19 protein-coding genes and 1 pseudogene are annotated in these 19,116 nt (G+C 40.3%); 15 read left to right on the top strand and 5 right to left on the bottom strand.

The features are described from left to right. Window positions 1-2: 2 nt before the first annotated feature. Together MTP09_RS13880 and MTP09_RS13875 are read right to left on the bottom strand one after the other, a co-directional pair. Entirely contained in the window at window positions 3-722 is a 720-nt protein-coding gene (locus tag MTP09_RS13880) for a class I SAM-dependent methyltransferase (protein WP_243549161.1), read from the bottom strand. Window positions 723-812: 90 nt separating this feature from the next. Then, window positions 813-2,908: pseudogene (locus tag MTP09_RS13875) on the bottom strand (prolyl oligopeptidase family serine peptidase). A gap of 150 nt (window positions 2,909-3,058) precedes the next feature. On the opposite strand from MTP09_RS13875, the gene MTP09_RS13870 reads away from it, so the two are divergent. The 15 genes from MTP09_RS13870 (at window position 3,059) to MTP09_RS13800 (ending at window position 15,907) form a co-directional block, all read left to right on the top strand. Next, a complete protein-coding gene (locus MTP09_RS13870) occupies window positions 3,059-3,253 on the top strand; it encodes a hypothetical protein (RefSeq protein WP_243549159.1) in 195 nt (64 codons plus the stop codon). A 205-nt stretch (window positions 3,254-3,458) separates the two neighbouring features. After that, the gene (locus MTP09_RS13865) at window positions 3,459-4,502 is read left to right on the top strand and encodes a PA0069 family radical SAM protein (protein ID WP_243551680.1); all 1,044 of its coding nucleotides are present in this window, start codon (window positions 3,459-3,461) and stop codon (window positions 4,500-4,502) included. A 214-nt stretch (window positions 4,503-4,716) separates the two neighbouring features. Further along, the gene (locus tag MTP09_RS13860; protein WP_243549158.1) at window positions 4,717-5,094 is read left to right on the top strand and encodes a BlaI/MecI/CopY family transcriptional regulator; all 378 of its coding nucleotides are present in this window, start codon (window positions 4,717-4,719) and stop codon (window positions 5,092-5,094) included. Window positions 5,095-5,327: 233 nt separating this feature from the next. Then, complete coding sequence (locus MTP09_RS13855; protein ID WP_243549156.1) at window positions 5,328-6,482, top strand: M56 family metallopeptidase; 1,155 nt, start codon at window positions 5,328-5,330, stop codon at window positions 6,480-6,482. Window positions 6,483-6,536: 54 nt separating this feature from the next. Continuing rightward, window positions 6,537-6,950, top strand: coding sequence for a toxin-antitoxin system YwqK family antitoxin (locus tag MTP09_RS13850; RefSeq protein ID WP_243549154.1), 414 nt, complete (start codon window positions 6,537-6,539; stop codon window positions 6,948-6,950). A gap of 107 nt (window positions 6,951-7,057) precedes the next feature. Continuing rightward, a complete protein-coding gene (locus MTP09_RS13845; RefSeq protein ID WP_243549152.1) occupies window positions 7,058-7,324 on the top strand; it encodes a toxin-antitoxin system HicB family antitoxin in 267 nt (88 codons plus the stop codon). Further along, window positions 7,308-7,598 carry a type II toxin-antitoxin system YafQ family toxin gene (locus MTP09_RS13840; RefSeq protein WP_243549150.1) on the top strand — a complete coding sequence of 97 codons (291 nt, stop codon included), beginning with the start codon at window positions 7,308-7,310 and terminating at the stop codon, window positions 7,596-7,598. Before MTP09_RS13845 ends, MTP09_RS13840 begins: the two co-directional genes overlap by 17 nt. 69 nt (window positions 7,599-7,667) lie before the next feature. Beyond that, the gene (uvrB, locus tag MTP09_RS13835; RefSeq protein WP_243549148.1) at window positions 7,668-9,659 is read left to right on the top strand and encodes an excinuclease ABC subunit UvrB; all 1,992 of its coding nucleotides are present in this window, start codon (window positions 7,668-7,670) and stop codon (window positions 9,657-9,659) included. Window positions 9,660-9,872: 213 nt separating this feature from the next. After that, entirely contained in the window at window positions 9,873-10,307 is a 435-nt protein-coding gene (locus MTP09_RS13830) for an RrF2 family transcriptional regulator (protein WP_243549147.1), read from the top strand. 78 nt (window positions 10,308-10,385) lie between these two features. Beyond that, on the top strand, window positions 10,386-11,513 hold the full coding sequence (locus MTP09_RS13825; protein WP_243549145.1) for a DUF2249 domain-containing protein: 1,128 nt from the start codon (window positions 10,386-10,388) through the stop codon (window positions 11,511-11,513). 62 nt (window positions 11,514-11,575) lie between these two features. Then, window positions 11,576-12,862, top strand: coding sequence for an NAD(P)/FAD-dependent oxidoreductase (locus MTP09_RS13820; RefSeq protein ID WP_243549143.1), 1,287 nt, complete (start codon window positions 11,576-11,578; stop codon window positions 12,860-12,862). Beyond that, entirely contained in the window at window positions 12,835-13,353 is a 519-nt protein-coding gene (locus tag MTP09_RS13815; protein WP_243549141.1) for a hemerythrin domain-containing protein, read from the top strand. Before MTP09_RS13820 ends, MTP09_RS13815 begins: the two co-directional genes overlap by 28 nt. Before the next feature lie 4 nt (window positions 13,354-13,357). Then, a complete protein-coding gene (locus MTP09_RS13810; protein WP_243549139.1) occupies window positions 13,358-14,185 on the top strand; it encodes a DUF2249 domain-containing protein in 828 nt (275 codons plus the stop codon). Window positions 14,186-14,309: 124 nt separating this feature from the next. Beyond that, on the top strand, window positions 14,310-15,581 hold the full coding sequence (locus tag MTP09_RS13805) for a hypothetical protein (protein ID WP_243549137.1): 1,272 nt from the start codon (window positions 14,310-14,312) through the stop codon (window positions 15,579-15,581). After that, the gene (locus tag MTP09_RS13800) at window positions 15,578-15,907 is read left to right on the top strand and encodes a metal-sulfur cluster assembly factor (RefSeq protein WP_243549135.1); all 330 of its coding nucleotides are present in this window, start codon (window positions 15,578-15,580) and stop codon (window positions 15,905-15,907) included. The genes MTP09_RS13805 and MTP09_RS13800 overlap by 4 nt, the downstream gene beginning before the upstream one ends. Window positions 15,908-15,942: 35 nt before the next feature. Here MTP09_RS13800 and MTP09_RS13795 read toward each other — a convergent pair whose 3' ends face one another. The 3 genes from MTP09_RS13795 to miaE all read right to left on the bottom strand — a co-directional run bounded on the left by MTP09_RS13795 (window position 15,943) and on the right by miaE (window position 18,815). Beyond that, window positions 15,943-17,319: a tryptophanase gene (locus MTP09_RS13795; protein WP_243549133.1), complete on the bottom strand. Its 1,377-nt coding sequence runs from the start codon at window positions 17,317-17,319 to the stop codon at window positions 15,943-15,945. A 141-nt stretch (window positions 17,320-17,460) separates the two neighbouring features. Further along, window positions 17,461-18,081 carry a DUF502 domain-containing protein gene (locus MTP09_RS13790; protein ID WP_243549131.1) on the bottom strand — a complete coding sequence of 207 codons (621 nt, stop codon included), beginning with the start codon at window positions 18,079-18,081 and terminating at the stop codon, window positions 17,461-17,463. A 155-nt stretch (window positions 18,082-18,236) separates the two neighbouring features. Continuing rightward, on the bottom strand, window positions 18,237-18,815 hold the full coding sequence (miaE, locus tag MTP09_RS13785) for a tRNA-(ms[2]io[6]A)-hydroxylase (protein WP_243549129.1): 579 nt from the start codon (window positions 18,813-18,815) through the stop codon (window positions 18,237-18,239). Between the last annotated feature and the right edge of the window lie 301 nt (window positions 18,816-19,116).

Genomic DNA, 19,116 nt, shown 5'->3' with positions numbered 1-19,116 from the left:
TGCTATCTGTATTTTAATTCGTCAATTTTGGTGCTGATTTTCTTCGAGATTTTTTCGGAAACCGTTCTTTGGTCAGCAAGATGCTTCAGTTCAAATTTTCTTTTTTTTCTGATGACCATAAAATGGTAATCCTCTTCTTCCCAAATCCCGTATTTTTCGAAAAAAACCAATTCTAATCCGTGTTTTTCGAAAATCTGAATCAGCGGAAAAAGATGCACCTCCTGATCGATGACCTGCAAACTTTCAGGATGGTTAATTCTCGCGTACTCAATGTATTGTGGGTTTGGAATGTTGACGGCGATTCTTGTTTTGTCATCTGCAATCTTTGCCAAATTTCCAAAGAGTTCATCGTGTTGGTCGATAGGAATATGTTCGATCACATCCATTAAAGTAATGAAATCGAATCGGGAATTTTTAGCGTGATATTTGACTACATCGGCTACGTCGAGGTGAATATTTTTTTTGTTTTTCAGTTCGTTTTTGGCCACGGCAACACTTTTCTCGCTCAAATCCACCGCTTCGATTAAGCCAGAGGTAATTTTCTTGCTTAAGAGTTTGGTGAAAATTCCCACTCCGCAACCAAGTTCCAAAATCCTTGAAGAGCTGTTCAAACCTATAGCGATCAATCTTTTGTACAAAGAAATCAGCCGCTCATTGGCGCCAATTGCAAGCTGCCTTTGTACGTACTCGTCATAAAATTCGGCAATATCCTCTTTTTTCATTTGGTAAAAATAGGGATTTTATCTATTTATTTTTGATGAAAAAACTTCCCAAACAAAGTCCAGGAAGTTTTTAACACAATTATTTATCATTTATTTTTTTAAAGCGTTGATGCCCATTTCGTATAGCGTGAAACTCATTTTATCGGCATTTTCATTAATCATCTGCTGGGTTGATCGACCTGCACCGTGACCGCCGTCGGTTTCAATTCTCAACAGAGTCGGATTACTGCAGCTCTGCCTGTTCTGAAGTTCCGCGCCAAATTTGAAAGAGTGCGCCGGAACAACTCTGTCGTCGTGATCGCCGGTTGTAACCATTGTTGAAGGATAGCAAACTCCCTTTTTTACATTGTGAAGCGGTGAATAAGATTTCAGGTATTCGAACATTTCTTTAGAATCTTCGGCAGTTCCGTAATCGTAGCTCCAACCTGCTCCTGCTGTAAATTGTTGTAACGGAGCATATCGAGAACGCCCACTGCAGGAAGCGCCACTTTCGCCAAGTCTGGACGAATCGTCATTGTTGCTCCGACAAGAAGTCCGCCATTCGATCCACCGGAAATAGCCATATAATCTTTAGAAGTATACCCTTTATTTTGCAGATATTCACCTGCCGCGATAAAGTCGTTGAATACATTTTTCTTCTGCATCTTCGTTCCTGCGTCGTGCCATTTTTTTCCATATTCACCTCCACCACGAATATTAGGAACAGCGTAAACCCCACCGTTTTCCATCCAGATTGCATTAACTACCGAGAATCCCGGTTGCAAACTGATGTTGAAGCCGCCATAAGAATAAAGAATCGTAGGATTTTTGCCATCGAGTTTCAACCCTTTTTTATAGCTAATCATCATCGGAACTTTTGTGCCGTCTTTTGAAGTGTAGAATACCTGCTCCGAAACATAATTTTCTGGATTGAATTTCACTTTCGGTTTTTGGTAAACTTCAGATTTTCCGGTATCTGCATTAAATTTATAGATTGTTGCAGGCGTAATATAATTGGTAAATGAAAAATAAAGGTCTTTCTCTTTTTCCTTTCCGCTGAATCCGCCTGCAGTACCGATTCCCGGCAACTGGATTTCTCGGATGAGCTTTCCGTCATAGTCAAACTGTTTTACATAACTCACCGCATCTTTCATATATCTCGCAAACAGATAACCACCACCAGTGGAAATGCTCAACACATTTTCAGTTTCGGGAATTACGTCGGTCCAAACATCGGGTTTATTAATGTTGAATTTCACCAATCGCCGGTTTGGTGCATTCTTGTCAGTAACGGCGTAAATAAAATCACCTTTCGAATCCACGAAATTGGTATTGAAATCGTAGCCAGTTTGTATAGGAACAATATCTGTTTTGTTTTTCAAATCCTTGATATAAAGCTCGTTTCCGTTGGTTGCTTCTGAAGCTCTCAGGATTTGGTACCGCTCATCATCAGAAACACCAACACTCATATATCTTCTCTTGAAGTTTTCCCCACCTTTAATCAATTGATCCTGTGATTGTTTCGTTCCCAATTTATGGAAGTAAACTTTGTGGGTATCTGTTTTTGCAGAAAGTTCGCTTCCTTTCGGTTTATCGTAACTTGAATAGAAAAAACCTTCTTCACCCAACCAAGACGCACCCGAAAATTTAACATCGGTTATGGTCTCGTCAATTTTTTCTTTGGTTAAAGCATTGAGAATGATGATTTTATTCCAGTCGCTTCCTCCTTCGGAAATGGAGTAGGCAACCAAATTTCCTTTTTTGTTGAATGAAACTCCAGACAAAGAAGTCGTCCCGTTTGCTGAGAATTTGTTGGGATCCAGAAAGACTTCTGTTTTGCCGTTCTTGTCGGTTCTGTATAAAACGGATTGCGCTTGAAGCCCGTCGTTTTTATAAAAGTAGGTGAAATCTCCTTCCTTAAAAGGTGAGCCGATTCTTTCGTAATTCCAAATGTCTTTCAATTGACTTTTAATCTCCTCACGGAATGGAATTTTAGAAAGATAATCATTGGTGAATGCAACCTGCCTTTTTACCCAATCTTTGGTATCTTCGGCTCGATCATCTTCCAACCATCGATAAGGATCTTCAACTATGGTCCCGAAATATTCGTCGATTTGTGAAACTTTTTTTGTTTCAGGGTAATGTAAACTGTTGGTCATTTTTTGTGTAGCGCAAGAAGCCAAGAAAAGGACTCCTGCAGAAAGCATAAGCGAATGTATCTTCATTTTTAGATTTTCCCAAAAATAAGAATTTTAAAGCATTTTATGGTAAAGTGCATCAACATTAACAAACTTTAAAATTTCCGAAGCTCGAAAGGGAATAAAATTTGCTTATTTTTATCAGCAAATTTTTAAAATATGAAAAAAGAGACAGGGATATTGTTGGCCGGAAGCATCGGGATCATCATTGGTTTGGGGATTTTCGGGATTAGAAAATTTTTAAAGAAAAGACATAAAGATTACGATGAATATTACTCAGACTTTCACCGTCATTTTGAGAAAAGATATAGAAACGAAGGACATCACGGAGTAGAATTTTTGGCGATGCAATAAATTGCCCTTTAAATTCAATTACCATTCCTGTTTCTTAATCGAAGCAGGATTTTTTGTGGATAAAATTAGTCTTAAAACTCATTATTTTTAGTATGCGGAAGATAATTTTGTAAACTCCAAACATCAAACTCTCGTCCCGCGGATGCGGAATGAAACTTGGAACCTAAAACTCGAAACACCAAACTTCAAACCTCAAATTTAAATTATCAAACCTCAAACCCCATACAAAGGTCAAGGCGCAGTTCGGAACGAGATCAATCGTTTCGACAGATATACCTATGAGCCAGACGAAGAGGATTTTTTGAAAGTGAAAACTTCCTTCACTGAAGTCTTTCCCAAAACAATCGTGAATCCCGTGAAAAGTCCGGACTTGTCGATGGAATACTCGCTGAATCCATATCAAGGTTGCGAACACGGCTGTTCGTACTGTTTTGCAAGACCCACCCACGAATATTGGGGATTTTCTGCGGGCACCGATTTCGAAAGGAAGATTATGGTCAAGAAAAATGCTCCAGAACTGTTGGAAAAGTTTTTCAAGAAACGTGGCTATGTTCCAAAAACTATAGTGATGTCGGGAAATACTGATCCTTATCAGCCGATAGAACGCGAACTGGAAATCACGCGAAACCTTTTGAAAGTTTTTCTCGATTATCGGCATCCGGTTTCGTTTATTACTAAAAACGCTCTGATTCTGAGGGATTTGGATTTTCTGGTCAAACTTCGGGAATTAAATTTGGTGAGTGTGAACTTGAGTATTCCCACCATTAACGAAGATTTGCGGCGCATAATGGAACCACGAACTTCATCAGTAAAAAATAAGCTGAAAGCAATCGAAGTTCTTTCCCAGAACGATATTCCGGTGAATGTGATGGTCGCTCCCGTAATTCCTGCGCTCAATTCTGATGAGGGCTTAAACATTTACAAAACCGTTTCCGAATTGGGAGCGAAAAGCGCACACCACGTTCTGATCCGTTTAAACGATACGGTTGAACCTGTTTTTGTCAACTGGCTGAATAACCATTTTCCGGATCGGGCGCAAAAAGTCTTGAACTTAATCCGCTCGATGCGTGGTGGAAATCTCGGCGAGAAGAGATATTTCGAAAGATACAAAGGTGAGGGAAATGTCGCGGAAATGATTCACGACACCTACCGTTTGGCGAGGAAGAAATATTTTGCTGACAAAAGAATCGACCCACTTTCGACGGAACATTTTACCGGAACAAAGGAGCATCAACTGAGATTGTTCTGAGATTACATTTCTGCATACTTTGCAAATTAGGAAGATGTACATTTTCTAACATATTATTAATTCAAATTTTGATGGAAATAATCATACTATTTTGCGAAGCAGTATTCTTTTCAAGTTGGTCGTTTCCAATTCTGTGAGTAGAATTTTCTAATAATAAGTTTGACTATTTGAAAATTAATTCTACATTTGTAGAGGAAATTATATTTTTGTAGAGATGAATCAAAAATTGACCGACGCCGAAAAAGAATTAATGGATATTTTGTGGGAAAAGGAAAAAGCTTTTATGAAAGATTTAATCGATGCTTTTCCTGAACAAAAACCTGCTACAACCACCATCGCGACACTGCTGAAAAGAATGCAGAACAAAAATCTGGTGGGTTACAAAACTTTCGGAAATTCCCGAGAATACTTCCCCAAAATTGAAAAGGGAAAATATTTCACGGGAGAAATGAAAGGACTGATCGACAAATTCTTCAACAATTCCGTGACGCAGTTTGCCTCCTTTTTTACGGCAAATGCAAAACTTTCACAAAAAGAATTGGAAGAGATTAAGAAAATAATTGAGTCCGAACTCGACAAAAAACAGAAATAATGGAAACGTATATTCTCAAAACCATTCTTTGTTCGTCAATTTTTATTGGGCTGTATTTTTTCTTTTTGGAAAAGGAAAAGATGCATCGGTTTAATCGGTTTTTTCTGCTTTCAACTATTTTATTTTCGTTAATCATTCCATTACTAAGCATTAATTATGGTGTTGTAAATTCAGAGATTAATGGAAATCTTCTGGCAGGAAAAGAAACTTTTTCCATTAATGAAACCCAAAATATGCATTCGATTTTTAGCATTGAAAACATCTTGATTGCGACTTATTTCATCGTCTCAGCCATTTTGCTATTAAGGTTTTCGTGGAATTTAATTTCTATCAACCGCGAAATAAAAAGAGGTGAAAAGCAAATCATTAACGGTAAAATAATTATCCTAAAAACCGAACCAACGACTCCTCACAGTTTTTTGAAATATATTTTCCTGAACAAAGCGGATTTTAAAAATGGAAAAATTGACCCAAAAATTATTGTTCACGAATCGGCTCATATTCAGCAGTTCCACAGTTTTGATATCTTATTGATCGAGTTTCTGCTGGTTGCTTTTTGGTTCAATCCTGCATTTTATTTTTATAAAAAAGCCATTCTCACTAATCACGAATTTTTAGCTGATGAAGAGGTTCTGAAAAACAATCCAGATTTCTACGGATACAAAAAATTACTGTTAAACGAACTTGCAACCGAAAAACTCATCTTTTCCAACCAATTCAATTTAAATAACACCAAAAAGAGATTTATTATGATGACCAAAAAACCAACCTCAGTTTCGAAACTTAAAAAGTATTTGATTTTGCCAGTTTCTGCAATTTTGTTTTTCACTTTCGTGGAGAAAATTCCTGCACAGAAAAGTGTCGAATCTTCTGCAACAAAACCTGTCGAGAAATTTGATAGCGCAGTTCCTGAATCAAGAGAAATCCAAACAACTCATGAAAGAAAAACAGTTGAAACCGTTGAAAGCAACAAAAAATCTGCGGTGACAATTCCTATTCAAACGGACACAATTAAGAAAAAAACCAAAATTGTGAAAAAAGAAGAAAAATCCTTAATTCCCACAACTTCAATTGCTGAAAGCTACGAAACCAAACCTTTATTTCCTGATGGAACAAATGCTTTCAGAATGATTATCAATAAAAATTTTGACACGAGTATTTTTAGCGACATTCAAGGATTAATAAAAACCGAAGTAACATTAACAATTGATGATTCGGGAAATGTTACCAACATCACTGCCGAAGGAAACAATGAAATATTCAATAAGGAAGCGAAAAGAACTTTTGCAGAATCCACGAAAGATGTGAAATTTATTCCCGCAACGAAAGATGGAAAAAATGTTGCGAGTTCCTTTAAAATGCCATTGACCATGGTCTTTAGCAAATAATTGACCATGAGATTTTTTATTCTATTTACTGCTGTTCTTCTAATTTCCTGTTCAGTGAAAAGTTCAAGATTTAATAAATATGTTATCGATGAAAAAGGGAATCAGAAAAGAAACGGAATGTGGATAGAAAATTCATCGTCAAACAATGGTGAGCTGCAGGAAAAAGGAAAATACAGGAATGGCGAAAAAGTTGGGTTGTGGAAAACTTCTTTTGAAGGAAAAATTTATCAAAAGGAACGTTTTTTAAAAGATTATTCCAAAGTAAAAGTGTATTATCCGAATGGCGTTTTGATGCAACAAGGTAAAACGCAAACGGACGTTTCCGAAAAAGAGAGACATTGGTTTTATCAAGGAGAATGGAAGTTTTATGATAAAAACGGGAAGTACATCTACTCGAAATTTTACGATAAGGGAAACAAAGTGGATAGTGCTTTTGTAAAAAATCGCAGAAGTTCAAACATCTTCTGAATTAATCAATAGATATCACATTTACAAAGAGCGGGAATTTTCTGCTCTTTTATTTTGCGTTTGGTATATTTATTTGTATTACATTTGTATTACAAAATAGCACAAAAATGATTAAGGAGAAAAAACTGACGTCCATTAGAATTGACAAAAATCTTTATCTAAGATTGCAAATGGCGGCTAAGAGAGAAAACAGAAGTCTAAATAATTTTATCGAGACCGCCCTCTATGAAAGTGTTTCTTATGAACCGAACGAAGAAACCATTGCCGCGATGGAAGAAGTGCAGGAAATGATTAAAAACGGGACGGGAAAACCAATAAAAAATATCCGTGAATTTCTTGAAATGATGAGGGACGAAGATGGAGAAGAAGTATAACCTCATAGAATCGGGAAAATTCAGGAGAGATGTGAAAAAATTTTTGAGAAACCCGGCACTTTTTGAAGATATTGCATCAACATTAGAAATTTTAGAAATTTCCGGCGTCAAAGGTATTTCCAAGAAAATGGTTCCACACCAATTGAAGGGTAAATACAAAGATCATTGGGAATGCCACGTCCGTCCGGATTTGCTGCTGATTTGGTTTCAATTTGATGAACCGACGAATACGATTTATCTAACGAGAATTGGTTCTCATTCCGATTTGTTCTAAATTCCCATTACCAATTTTAGTATTTTTGTTCTGTGCAAAATCTCATACTTTTTTGCCAACAACTTCAATATGAACTTCCAACTCCACTCCGAATATCAACCAACCGGCGACCAACCGCAAGCAATTGAAAAATTGACGAACGGGCTTGAAATCGGTGAAAAATACCAAACACTTCTCGGCGTAACCGGATCCGGAAAAACCTTTACGGTGGCAAACGTGGTGCAGAATGTGCAGAAACCGACGTTGGTTTTGGCGCACAACAAGACTTTGGCGGCACAACTTTTTATGGAATTCAAGGAGTTTTTCCCTGAAAACGCGGTGGAATATTTCGTGAGTTATTACGATTATTATCAACCGGAAGCATTTATCGCCTCCACGAATACCTATATCGAAAAAGACCTTTCCATCAACGAAGAAGTAGAGAAGTTGCGGCTTTCAGCAACGGCGAGTTTGCTCTCCGGAAGAAGGGATGTTTTGATTGTCGCTTCAGTTTCCTGTATTTACGGTATCGGAAATCCCACCGAGTTTAACAAGTCTTTAATCACTATTGAAAAAAACCAGAAACTCACCCGAACCAATCTGCTCCATTCTTTGGTAAATGCTTTATACGCGAGAACTTTGAATGAATTCCAGCGCGGAACTTTTAGGGTCAAAGGCGATGTTGTGGATGTGTATCCAGCTTATGCGGACAACGCGATCCGTATTCAGTTTTTTGGGGATGAGATTGAAACGATCCAAAGCTTTGATCCGGTTTCAGGTAATGTGATGTCGAACTTTGACGAGATTCAGATTTATCCGGCAAATCTTTTCGTAACCTCCAAGGAAACTCAACAAAATGCAATCCGCGAGATTCAGGATGATATGGTGAAACAGGTGGATTTCTTTAACAGTATCGAAAAACCTTTTGAAGCAAAACGTCTTCAGGAGCGAACCGAACTCGATCTGGAAATGATGAAGGAACTTGGCTACTGTAGCGGGATTGAGAACTATTCAAGGTATTTTGACGGAAGATTGCCCGGTTCCCGTCCGTTCTGTCTTCTCGATTATTTCCCGAAAGATTATCTGATGGTGATCGATGAAAGTCACGTGACAATTCCGCAGGTACACGCGATGTACGGAGGCGACAGAAGCAGAAAAGAAGTTTTGGTGGAGCACGGTTTCCGCCTTCCTGCCGCTTTGGACAACCGTCCCCTAAAATTCGACGAGTTTGAAGGGATGCAGAACCAGGTGATTTTTGTTTCCGCGACTCCTGCCGATTACGAGCTGGAGAAAACCGGCGGTGAATATATCGAGCAGATAATTCGTCCGACGGGTTTGCTGGATCCGGTTATTGAAGTTCGCCCAACTTTAAACCAAATCGACGACCTGATCGAGGAAATACAGAAAAGAGCGGAAGAAGACGAAAGGACTTTGGTGACGACTTTAACCAAAAAAATGGCGGAAGAACTGACGAAGTATTTCACCAAGTTCGGAATCAGGACTCGCTACATTCACTCCGATGTGGAAACTTTAGAAAGAATTCAAATTATGCAGGATTTGAGAGTGGGGCTGTTTGATGTCTTGGTAGGCGTGAATCTTTTGCGTGAAGGACTCGATTTACCCGAAGTTTCGCTCGTTGCAATTTTGGATGCTGATAAAGAAGGAATGCTCCGTTCGCGCCGTTCGATGATCCAAACTGTGGGTCGTGCTGCAAGAAATATCAACGGCAAGGCGATTATGTATGCCGACAAAATGACTAAATCGATGCAGGCAACCATTGACGAAACCAATTACCGCCGCGAGAAGCAGATGAAGTATAATGCAGATAACGATTTGGTTCCGACTGCTTTAAATAAGAAAATTTCTGAAGTTTTGGTGGGAAGGAGCAAAGATTTCCCTGACGAAAAATATACCCAGAAAGAAATTCTTCAGAAAGTTGCCGAAGAACGCGCAAGCTATGGTAGCGAAAATGTCGATAAGCTCATCGCTGAAAAACAGAAAGCAATGGAAGCAGCTGCAAAAAATCTTGATTTTATTAAAGCTGCACAGTTACGCGACGAGATTGCGGTTCTAAAAGGATAATCATTAAATAGCTATTCAAGAGAAGTGAACTTGGTTGAAGGGGTGTACAAACATTTTTATCAGGTCATTCTCATTCGTTTCAAATAAACAAAAAGATATTCCGGAAAGAATAGTTTCTTGACTAAATTTAGAGTAATAATTTCTAAATTTAATTCAGACTAATTTGTCCTAATTAAAAATAATCTTTACCTTTGTGGTGTAGAATTAAAAAATATGCTTTCGAAAACCTGCGAATATGCTTTGAGAGCGATGATTTATGTCGCGCAGCAATCCAAATACGGAACGATGGTGACGACTAAAGAAATTTCGGAGAAGATCAATTCACCCGAACTCTTTATCGCCAAGATTCTGCAGCAGCTCAGCAAACAGGGATTTCTGCACAGCACAAAAGGACGATATGGTGGTTTCAGTATTTCTGAAATGGAGGCCAGGTCTTCTCTCGCAGATATTGTTGAAGCAATCGATGGCGACAAAATGTTTCACGGGTGCGGTTTAGGTTTGGCGTTTTGCTCGGAAACCAATCCCTGCCCGATCCATAACGAGTATAAGGAAGCGCGCGACAAACTCTACGAAATCTATGGAAAAGTTACTTTAAACAAATTTCGGAATGGCGATTCGGACAACGAATTACAACTGAAAAGAAACTGAAAAAATTTTTAATTTAATAAAGGATAAAAAAGTCCTTAATGCGAAATACTATCATTTAACTCAATAACATTTACCGCAATGGCAACAATGGAAACCCTCGACGTAACGAAAATCGAACCCCGGCTGAAACACCCAACGATCTTCAAACATTTCGACGCACTGAATCCCGGCGAAAGTTTCGTGATCGAAAATGACCACGATCCAAAACCGCTTTACTACGAACTTCTAGCGGAAAGAGGAAATATCTTCACCTGGGAATACCTTGAAAAAGGCCCGGAATGGTACATCGTGCAGATTGCAAAAAATCCTGCGGAAGAAGCAAAAACCAACGAGCCAAAAGAAACCATCGATGTAACCGCGATAGAACCGAAGTTTAAGCACCCGACGATTTTTAAACATTTTGATGCGCTTAATCCGGGAGAAAGCTTCATCATCGACAATGACCATGATCCGAAACCACTGTATTACGAGCTTCTGGCGGAAAGAGGAAATATCTTCACCTGGGAATATCTGGAACAGGGACCTGAAAGATTTAAGGTTCTGATTTCAAAAAACCCTTCAGAAATAAAAAAAGAAAATGGTTCCATTCCCGAAAAGGATCTTAAGAAAGCCGAATTTCTTAAAGAAAAAGGCGTGAAATTCGGATGCAGCGATTCTGGATCAAAATACCCTGAAAACACCAACTACGACGAATGGGAATTAGATGAGCTCGCCGACTACATCGTTGATAAGCACCACCAATACATTAAAGATAACGCTGAAAGCTTAAACGGTTTAGCCATCAAGGTTTCTGAGCATCACGGAACGGATCATCCTGAACTTCACCGCGTTGCAACACAAACCCACCATTTCCTGCAGGATTTGCTGGACCATATTGCAAACGAAGAAGAAGTACTCTTTCCCGTTATCAAACAGGGATTGGCGAAAAAAAGGAAATCCGACGAGAAAGTAACCTACGAAATCGGAACACTCGACCATCCCATCAGAATCCTAACAAAAGACCACGAAATTGCAGGCGAAGACCTGAATTTCCTCAGAAGAATTACCAATAACTTCACCCCACCTAAGAATGCGTGCAACTCGTTTAGCTACCTCTACAGCAAACTGAAGGAATTTGAAGAAGATCTCCACACGCACATCCGACTGGAAAACGACTATCTTTTCCCAAAGGCATTGAAACAGGATGAAGAATTGGCGAATGCCTGACAATATAAATTGATGCTGATCAACCTCAATGAACAGCACAACAAAACATCAATATCAAAAAAGTGAAAAAGAAAATAGCAGTAATCGGCGGCGGATTCGCAGGACTTCAGTTCGCGAAACAAATCGACACGAGGCATTACGAAGTGCTGCTGCTGGACAAATCAAACCACCACCAGTTTCAGCCGCTGTTTTACCAAGTTGCGGCTGCACAACTGGAACCATCGAGTATCTCCTTCCCCTTCAGGAAAATTTTTCAGAAAAGGAAAGGAATCAGCATCCAAATGGCGGAAGTAAATTCCGTGGACACCAACCAGAAAACCATTTACACCGACGCGGGAAACTTTGAGTACGATTCTCTCGTGATCGCAACCGGATGCAAAACCAACTACTTCAACATCGAAAAGCTGGAGCAATCGGCAATGCCGCTGAAAAGCACCTTCGAGGCGATACAGATCAGAAACCGCATTCTAAAAAGTTTTGAAAATATTAATGCGACACGAAACTATGAAACAGGATTGAACACCATCGTAATCGTAGGAGCGGGTCCAACCGGCGTGGAATTGGCGGGAGCTTTTGCAGAAATGAAAAAGAATATCCTTCCCAACGATTATCCCGAAATCGATACTTCCAAAATCAGAATTATTCTCGTCGAAGGAAGCGGAAAAACATTGGGAAATATGAGTGAGCTTGCACAGAGCGCATCACTCGAATACCTGCAGAAACTTGGTGTTGAAGTACTCTTGAACAGATTTGTAGATACCTACGAAAACGGAACCCTGATTATGAAAGGAGGCGAAACCATAAAATCGACCAACGTAATTTGGGCAGCAGGAGTCACCGGAAACCTCATCGATGGAATTCCGGCCGAGCTTACCCAGAACAACCGGTATATTGTGGATGATTTTAACAAAGTAGAAAAAACAGAAAATGTATATGCAATCGGCGATATCGCGATGCAGCGGTCGGTAGAATATCCAAAAGGTCATCCGCAGGTTGCAAATGTCGCCATCAACCAGGCAAAGAATCTGGCAATGAATTTTAACCGACAGATTCGGGACCGCAAACTAAAACCTTTTATATATAGAGACCAGGGAAGCATGGCGACAGTCGGCAAATACAAAGCTGCTGTCGATTTGCCAATGCTGAGCTTCAAGGGATTTTTTGCCTGGGTTTTCTGGATGTTCCTGCACCTGATGCTGATTCTGAGCGTGAAAAACAAACTCATTATCTTCATCAACTGGATGTGGACCTTCTTCACCAACGACTCGTCGCTACGATTGATTATCACAGACAAAGTAAAATTAAAAACCGAAAAACCACAATGGGAATTACTGACGCAAAATCATTAACCAAAATGGAAAAGAAACCCATCAAACGTAACGAGAATTTAGTTCCTGTTTCCCGCGAACATCACGCAACGCTGCTTTTCTGCTGGAAACTTCGTAACGGTGTGAAAATGGAAATCGAGCCGGAAAGAATCACCAAGTACATGAACTGGTTTTGGAAACACCATCTGGAACATCATTTCGATACGGAAGAAAAACTCCTGTTCATCGACCATAACGACGAAATGGTAAAAAAAGGGTTGGAAGAACACCAAAGGATTTTAGCCAAAATCAACGAAATCAATTTGAGGACCGAGGAAAAAAGCTATCCGCTTTACCATGAACTCGCAGATTTGGTCGATCAGCACACAAGATATGAGGAGCGGGAACTCTTCCCCTATCTGGAAGAAAAATTCAGCGACCAAAAACTTGACGAGATCGGGAAAACCCTTCACAGTGAGGAACATACGGCGTTGGAAAATTACGACGACGAATTCTGGGTTAAAGAAAAATAAAGTAATGAAAACAATTTCAGCCAAAACAAAAATATCTGAACTGATCAAAGAAAACTCGCAAAGCATCGAAGCCATCGCATCGATCGCGAAACCTTTGGAAAAACTCAGAAACCCGATCCTGCGGAAAATAATGGCATCGCGAGTAACTATCGCAGAAGCTGCAAAAATGGGCGGTGCAAAAGTGGAAGATTTCAAAAGAGTGCTTTCGCCACTTGGGTTTATCTTCGAAGGCGAGGAGCAAGTTAAAGAAGATGTTTCGAAAGAACCAAAACCGATCTGGCTGCAGAATGCTCCACAGATCAACATCGAATTCTACGACGTTCGACCGATCATCGACAATGGAGCCGATCCGCTGAAGGAGATTCTTCACCGCTTCAAAGAAGTGGAGCCGGGAAAAATCCTCTGCATTGTTAACAATTTCGTGCCTACTCCTTTAATCCACCTTTTGAAACAGGAAAAAGCAGAAGACGCGTTCGTAGAACAGATTGGCGAAAAAGAATTTCACACCTACTTTTTGAAGAAACTGAAGGAAACGGAACATTCCTCCCAATCTGCCGACGAAAAAGTTTTGATGGATGACGAAAGCAGTTTCAACAAAGCTTTGTCGCAATTCGGCGAAAGCAATATCCGCAAACTCGATGTGCGTGAACTCGAAATGCCGGGTCCGATGCAGGCAATCCTTGGCGAACTGGAAGTACTTCCCGCAGGAAACGCTCTATACATCGACCACAAAAGAGTTCCGGTCTATCTGCTCGAAGAATTGGCGGACAAGAATTATGAAGTCCACATCCGAAACATTGAGGAAGGAAATGTGAAAATGCTGATTTTTTGAAAAGATAATGAAAATTTAATAATGAACAATGAAGAATTGAAACACGGATCAAAAACAAAATTCTGTTCCATCACACAACCCATTATTAATTATTAATTCTTAATTATTCATTTAAAAACAAAACGTGTCAGATATCAACATCGGTAAAGCACCAGGAAACTCTGCGATACTTCCGTTTTATGCGACGGCGGCGATCGCTTTTTTGGTTTTGACTGTGGTAATGTTCTGTACTCCAGAATCTTTTACCCGGCATTACTTCACGCCGCATTTGCTCACCATCGTGCATATCGCTGCTTTGGGATGGGGAACGATGATTATTTTCGGCGCGGCGCACCAACTGCTTCCCGTGATTTGTGAGCAGGATCTGTACAGCGAGAAACTGGCGTCTTCCAGTTGGTACACCTTAACTTTGGGAATCATTCTCCTCACCTGGAAATTCTGGAATCTCGACATCGGTTGGGTGATGATAACCGGCGGTTCTCTGATTGTTTTTTCGGTATTGCTTTTCGTTGTTAATGTTCTGAAAACCACCAAGATCTGCGTGAAATATTCAGCACAGAGGTTGTTTATTACAAGTTCTGCAATTTGGCTGTTGTTTACCGTTTCGGTGGGACTTTTGCTGGCACTTAATTTGGGTTTAACGACTCCGCTTTTCAGAACGAGCCACCTCGAAGTCCTAAAACTTCACGCACACATGGGAATCGCGGGCTGGTTTCTGCAGCTGATTACGGGAGTGAGCACGAAGTTGGTTCCAATGTTTTTGCTGGGGAAATCTGCTAAAGAATACCTACTTAAAAACTCGTTTGTCTTTCAAAATTTAGGGTTGATTCTCTTTTTGGTCGATGGTTATTTTTTCGAAATCAGCTGGAGAATTTTTATTTACGCTGGATTGGTTTTAACCGGAATTATTTTCTGGTTGCTTTACCTTCGTGACGCCTACAAAAACCGGCTCAGAAAACGAGTCGAACTGCTGATGAAACACGCCTTTCTTTCATTCCTGAGTTTGGTAATTGCCGTTTTGCTCATCCCAATCGTCTATTATTCTGAAGGTTACCGATGGACAATGGTTTATGGAACACTGATTTTTCTTGGCTGGATTACCAATATTATTCTCGGGAAAACCTTCAAGACTTTACCTTTTATTATTTGGAACGGGCATTACAAACATCTTTCAGGAAAGGTGAAGGTTCCGCTACCGAAACATCTTTACAGTGAGCAACTCACGATTTGGCAATTCAGGATATTCATTGCGGCATTCCTCACTTTCGCACTGGGATTGGCTTTGCAGCAACTCATCGTTATCCGTATCGGACTTTTCCTGTGGATTGTTTTGGCGGTGATTTATAACCTGAATGTCTTCAAACTCCTTTTACACAAAACAAAAAAATTAGAATGATTTTCAACGAAAACGATAAAAGTTACGATTTGCAGCGGCGCGCAGAATTTGTCCTCTACGAAGTGATGGATCCCGAACTGATGGTGAACATCATCGATCTCGGTTTGGTTTACGAAATCAATTTCCCGGAAGAGAATAAAGTTCATGTTCTGATGACCTTAACCTCTCCGTTCTGTCCGATGGGAGACGCGATCAAAACCGGTGTGCAAAATGCACTGGAAAAAGAATTCCCGGGAATCGAGGTAGAAATCGAGCTTACCTTCGAGCCGGCGTGGAATTACGATTTCGTTTCTCCGGAAGGAATGATGGAGCTGCAAAACAGATAAAATTTGAGCGCCACCGAAATGACGCTCAATGATTTTTACGCTTCTTCAAGCTTCACCGTAAAGTGGCGCAAAATCTCTGATTCCCAAACAATTTGATAACCTTTTGCAATTTCTTCACGGCGGTCATACACATTTTTTACCGCGGCTGCGATATAGTCCATGTGATTGTTGGTATAGGTTTTTCGCGGGATCGCCAAACGCACGAGTTCCAGTTTTGGGTAACGGTTTTCGCGGGTTTCAGGATCGCGGTCAGCAAGCAGTGTCCCGATTTCCACCGTTCGGATTCCCGCTTCTTTGTAGATTTCGTTCGCCAAAGTCTGCGCCGGATATTCCTCTCTTTTGATATTGGGTAAAAATTTCAGCGAGTCGATGAAAACGGCATGTCCACCAATCGGTTTCTGAACGGGGATTCCGTACTCAATCAGTTTGTTGCCGAGATATTCCACCTGCGAAATTCTACTTTGAAGATATTTGAATTCGGTCGCTTCGTCGAGACCAACCGCCAAAGCCGCCATATCTCTTCCCGCCATTCCGCCATAAGTAATGAACCCTTCATAAATAATGGTAAAATTCGATGCCGCCCTGAAAAGGTTTTCGTCATTCAGCGCAATAAATCCGCCGATATTCACCAATCCATCTTTCTTAGAGCTCATCGTCATTCCGACTCCGTAGGAGAAAACTTCCCGTGCAATTTCTTTGATTGTTCGATGTTCCTGACCTTTTTCACGAGTCTTAATGAAGTAGGCATTTTCAGCAAAACGGGCAGAATCGAAGAAAATGGGAATTCCGTATCGGTCGGAAAGTTCCTTCACCGCTTTCATGTTTTCAAGGGAAACCGGTTGTCCGCCGGAAGAATTGCAGGTAATCGTCACCAAGCAGAACGGAATTTTTTGCTTTGGATAGGTTTGGTAAACTTTTTCTAATTTTTCTAAATCGATATTACCTTTAAAGGGAAAAAGGTTTTCCACGTCAAAAGCTTCATCCACGGTACAGTCGATGGCGTGAGCTTTTCGGAATTCGATATGTCCTTTCGTGGTGTCGAAATGGGAATTTCCGGGGATTACGTCGCCCTCTTTAACCAAAACGGAGAAGAGTACGTTTTCGGCAGCTCTTCCTTGGTGCGTAGGTAAAAGATATTGGTAACCAGAAATTTTCTTGACGGTTTCGTGCAACTGTTCAAAACTTTTCGATCCCGCGTAACTTTCGTCACCGGTCATCAATGCAGCCCATTGTTTGTCGCTCATTGCACCCGTTCCGGAATCGGTGAGAAGGTCGATAAAAACCTGCGAAGATTTTAAATTAAACAAATTATAGCCGGCTTCTTTCAGCCACTGCTCTCTTTCTTCTCGGGTGGATTGCCGAATCTCTTCGGTCATTTTTATTCTGTAGGGTTCTGCGTAGGGAAGGTTCATTTATGAATGTTTGAAGTTTGAAGTTTGAGGTTTGAAGTTAATCGTAAGACTGTGAATCGTTTGAACAAATAGTGTGAGTAATAGAGAATGCTCAGCATTACTGAAAACTCAATCTACTCACCGACTCACCCATGCTCCAACTCATTCCGGTGCTTTGAAAACATTGTCATCCGAATGGAATCCTGCAACACCGCCGCTTACCGCAAACTTCATCGCCTGTGCCGCTGTGACGTTTTCGAGGTGCACGATGTTTTCAGCCAAAACGAAAACAACCCAACCTGAAACTGCGTAAGAATGAGGGAGATACACCGCAACATATTCAGGATAACCGACGGACGAAAGATCGTTTTGAGTTAGAAATCCTACGCGCCAAACTTCAGGCATTTCCGCGGTTTTGATGAGAACGGGTTGGTTGAATTTCTTTTTGTCGCCCACGAATGAAGTCATCACGTCTTTCAGTGAAGTGTAGATGAATTTAATTCCCGGCGTATGTTCGAGGATGTAGTCGAAACTGTCCACAATTACACGTCCTAAAATAAATTTGCTTCCGAGATAGCCGATCAGCGTTGTAGTTGCGATTACAATGAGGAAGGTAATTCCTGGATAGGTTTTCTCTGAAAGGGTGGGAATCAGGTTGTCGATGCTGGAAACCACGTACCAAATAATCCAGACCGTAACTGCAAACGGACCCAAAATCAGCAAACCCTGGAAAAAGGATTTTGCCAAGGTATTGAGCGTCGTTTTTAGTAGGGATTCTTGCATGACATTTTTTGGTTTCGAGTTTCACGTTTCAAGTCTCAAGACTCTTCCTGAGACAAGTTGTAGATGATCGTTTAAGACTTATAATTGATGTTCAGTAAAAATAAGAAAATTCAATGAACCTGAAACCTGAAACCTGAAACTCGAAACATTTTTTTTTACCCGTGAATCGTCTCTTTTTTTCCGTAAGATTTGATGATTTCTGCTTCGTATTCGAGCCATTCTTCCCAGCGTTGGTTTACTTTTTCGGGATTCCCAAGTTTTCTGGCAAATCCGATGAAGGTCGTGTAATGGTTTGCTTCAGAAATCATCAGTTCTTTGTAGAAGGTTTTCAGTTCCTCGTCTTTAATGTTTTCGGTCAAGACTTTGAATCGTTCGCAGCTTCTCGCCTCGATCATTGCGGCAAAAAGCATTCTGTCGATAATATAGTCTTCGCGGCTTCCCTGGATGATGAATTTGAAAAGCTGGTTCACGTAGTCGTCTTTTCTTTCGCGCCCGAATTCGTATCCGCGCTGCTTGATGATTTCGTGTACCTGCTGAAAATGTTCGAGCTCTTCTTTGGCGATATCCAAAAGTTCGGTCACAATTTCTGGGTGTTCGGGAAGCATCGTGATCAGCGTGATTGCGTTGGTTGTGGCTTTCTGCTCGCACCATGCGTGATCGGTGAGGATCTCTTCCAGGTTTCCTTCGGCGATATTCGCCCATCGTGGATCAGTGAGGAGTTTCAGTTTAAACATTTCAAAAAACTTTTCGGTAAAAATAGTGATTCTATTCAAGAGTTTACAGCTTTTAGAAACAGGATATTCCAACTGTGCATTTATTTCTTTGTATGTCTTTAATGAGCGAAAGCGCCTTGGTTTATCTTAAAAGCAGCGCACAAATTAATCTAACCTTGTGTGGCTTTGCGAGTATTTTTTTCTCGCAAAGTTCGCTAGGAAATATTTAAATAAAAATCTGCATATTTTCAAGACAAACAAAGGCACTTCGTTTAACAATGCAAGACAAGGTTTTTATAAACAGCTGATTATTAATTAAGTA

It is taken from the genome of Chryseobacterium suipulveris (assembly GCF_022811685.1).
Lineage (GTDB): Bacteria > Bacteroidota > Bacteroidia > Flavobacteriales > Weeksellaceae > Kaistella > Kaistella suipulveris.
Note: the sequence above shows the minus strand (reverse complement) of the source record. Positions and strands in the feature narration are given on the sequence as shown.

Bases quoted from the DNA above. Each gene is read 5' to 3' on its own strand.
- MTP09_RS13825 (WP_243549145.1), top strand. From the start codon at position 10,386: ATGGCAACAATGGAAACCCTCGACGTAACGAAAATCGAACCCCGGCTG.
- MTP09_RS13840 (WP_243549150.1), top strand. From the start codon at position 7,308: ATGGAGAAGAAGTATAACCTCATAGAATCGGGAAAATTCAGGAGAGAT.
- MTP09_RS13860 (WP_243549158.1), top strand. From the start codon at position 4,717: ATGAATCAAAAATTGACCGACGCCGAAAAAGAATTAATGGATATTTTG.
- MTP09_RS13815 (WP_243549141.1), top strand. From the start codon at position 12,835: ATGGGAATTACTGACGCAAAATCATTAACCAAAATGGAAAAGAAACCC.
- MTP09_RS13810 (WP_243549139.1), top strand. From the start codon at position 13,358: ATGAAAACAATTTCAGCCAAAACAAAAATATCTGAACTGATCAAAGAA.
- MTP09_RS13845 (WP_243549152.1), top strand. From the start codon at position 7,058: ATGATTAAGGAGAAAAAACTGACGTCCATTAGAATTGACAAAAATCTT.
- MTP09_RS13855 (WP_243549156.1), top strand. From the start codon at position 5,328: ATGCATTCGATTTTTAGCATTGAAAACATCTTGATTGCGACTTATTTC.
- MTP09_RS13880 (WP_243549161.1), bottom strand. From the start codon at position 722: ATGAAAAAAGAGGATATTGCCGAATTTTATGACGAGTACGTACAAAGG.
- miaE (WP_243549129.1), bottom strand. From the start codon at position 18,815: ATGTTTAAACTGAAACTCCTCACTGATCCACGATGGGCGAATATCGCC.
- MTP09_RS13870 (WP_243549159.1), top strand. From the start codon at position 3,059: ATGAAAAAAGAGACAGGGATATTGTTGGCCGGAAGCATCGGGATCATC.
- uvrB (WP_243549148.1), top strand. From the start codon at position 7,668: ATGAACTTCCAACTCCACTCCGAATATCAACCAACCGGCGACCAACCG.
- MTP09_RS13800 (WP_243549135.1), top strand. From the start codon at position 15,578: ATGATTTTCAACGAAAACGATAAAAGTTACGATTTGCAGCGGCGCGCA.
- MTP09_RS13795 (WP_243549133.1), bottom strand. From the start codon at position 17,319: ATGAACCTTCCCTACGCAGAACCCTACAGAATAAAAATGACCGAAGAG.
- MTP09_RS13790 (WP_243549131.1), bottom strand. From the start codon at position 18,081: ATGCAAGAATCCCTACTAAAAACGACGCTCAATACCTTGGCAAAATCC.
- MTP09_RS13830 (WP_243549147.1), top strand. From the start codon at position 9,873: ATGCTTTCGAAAACCTGCGAATATGCTTTGAGAGCGATGATTTATGTC.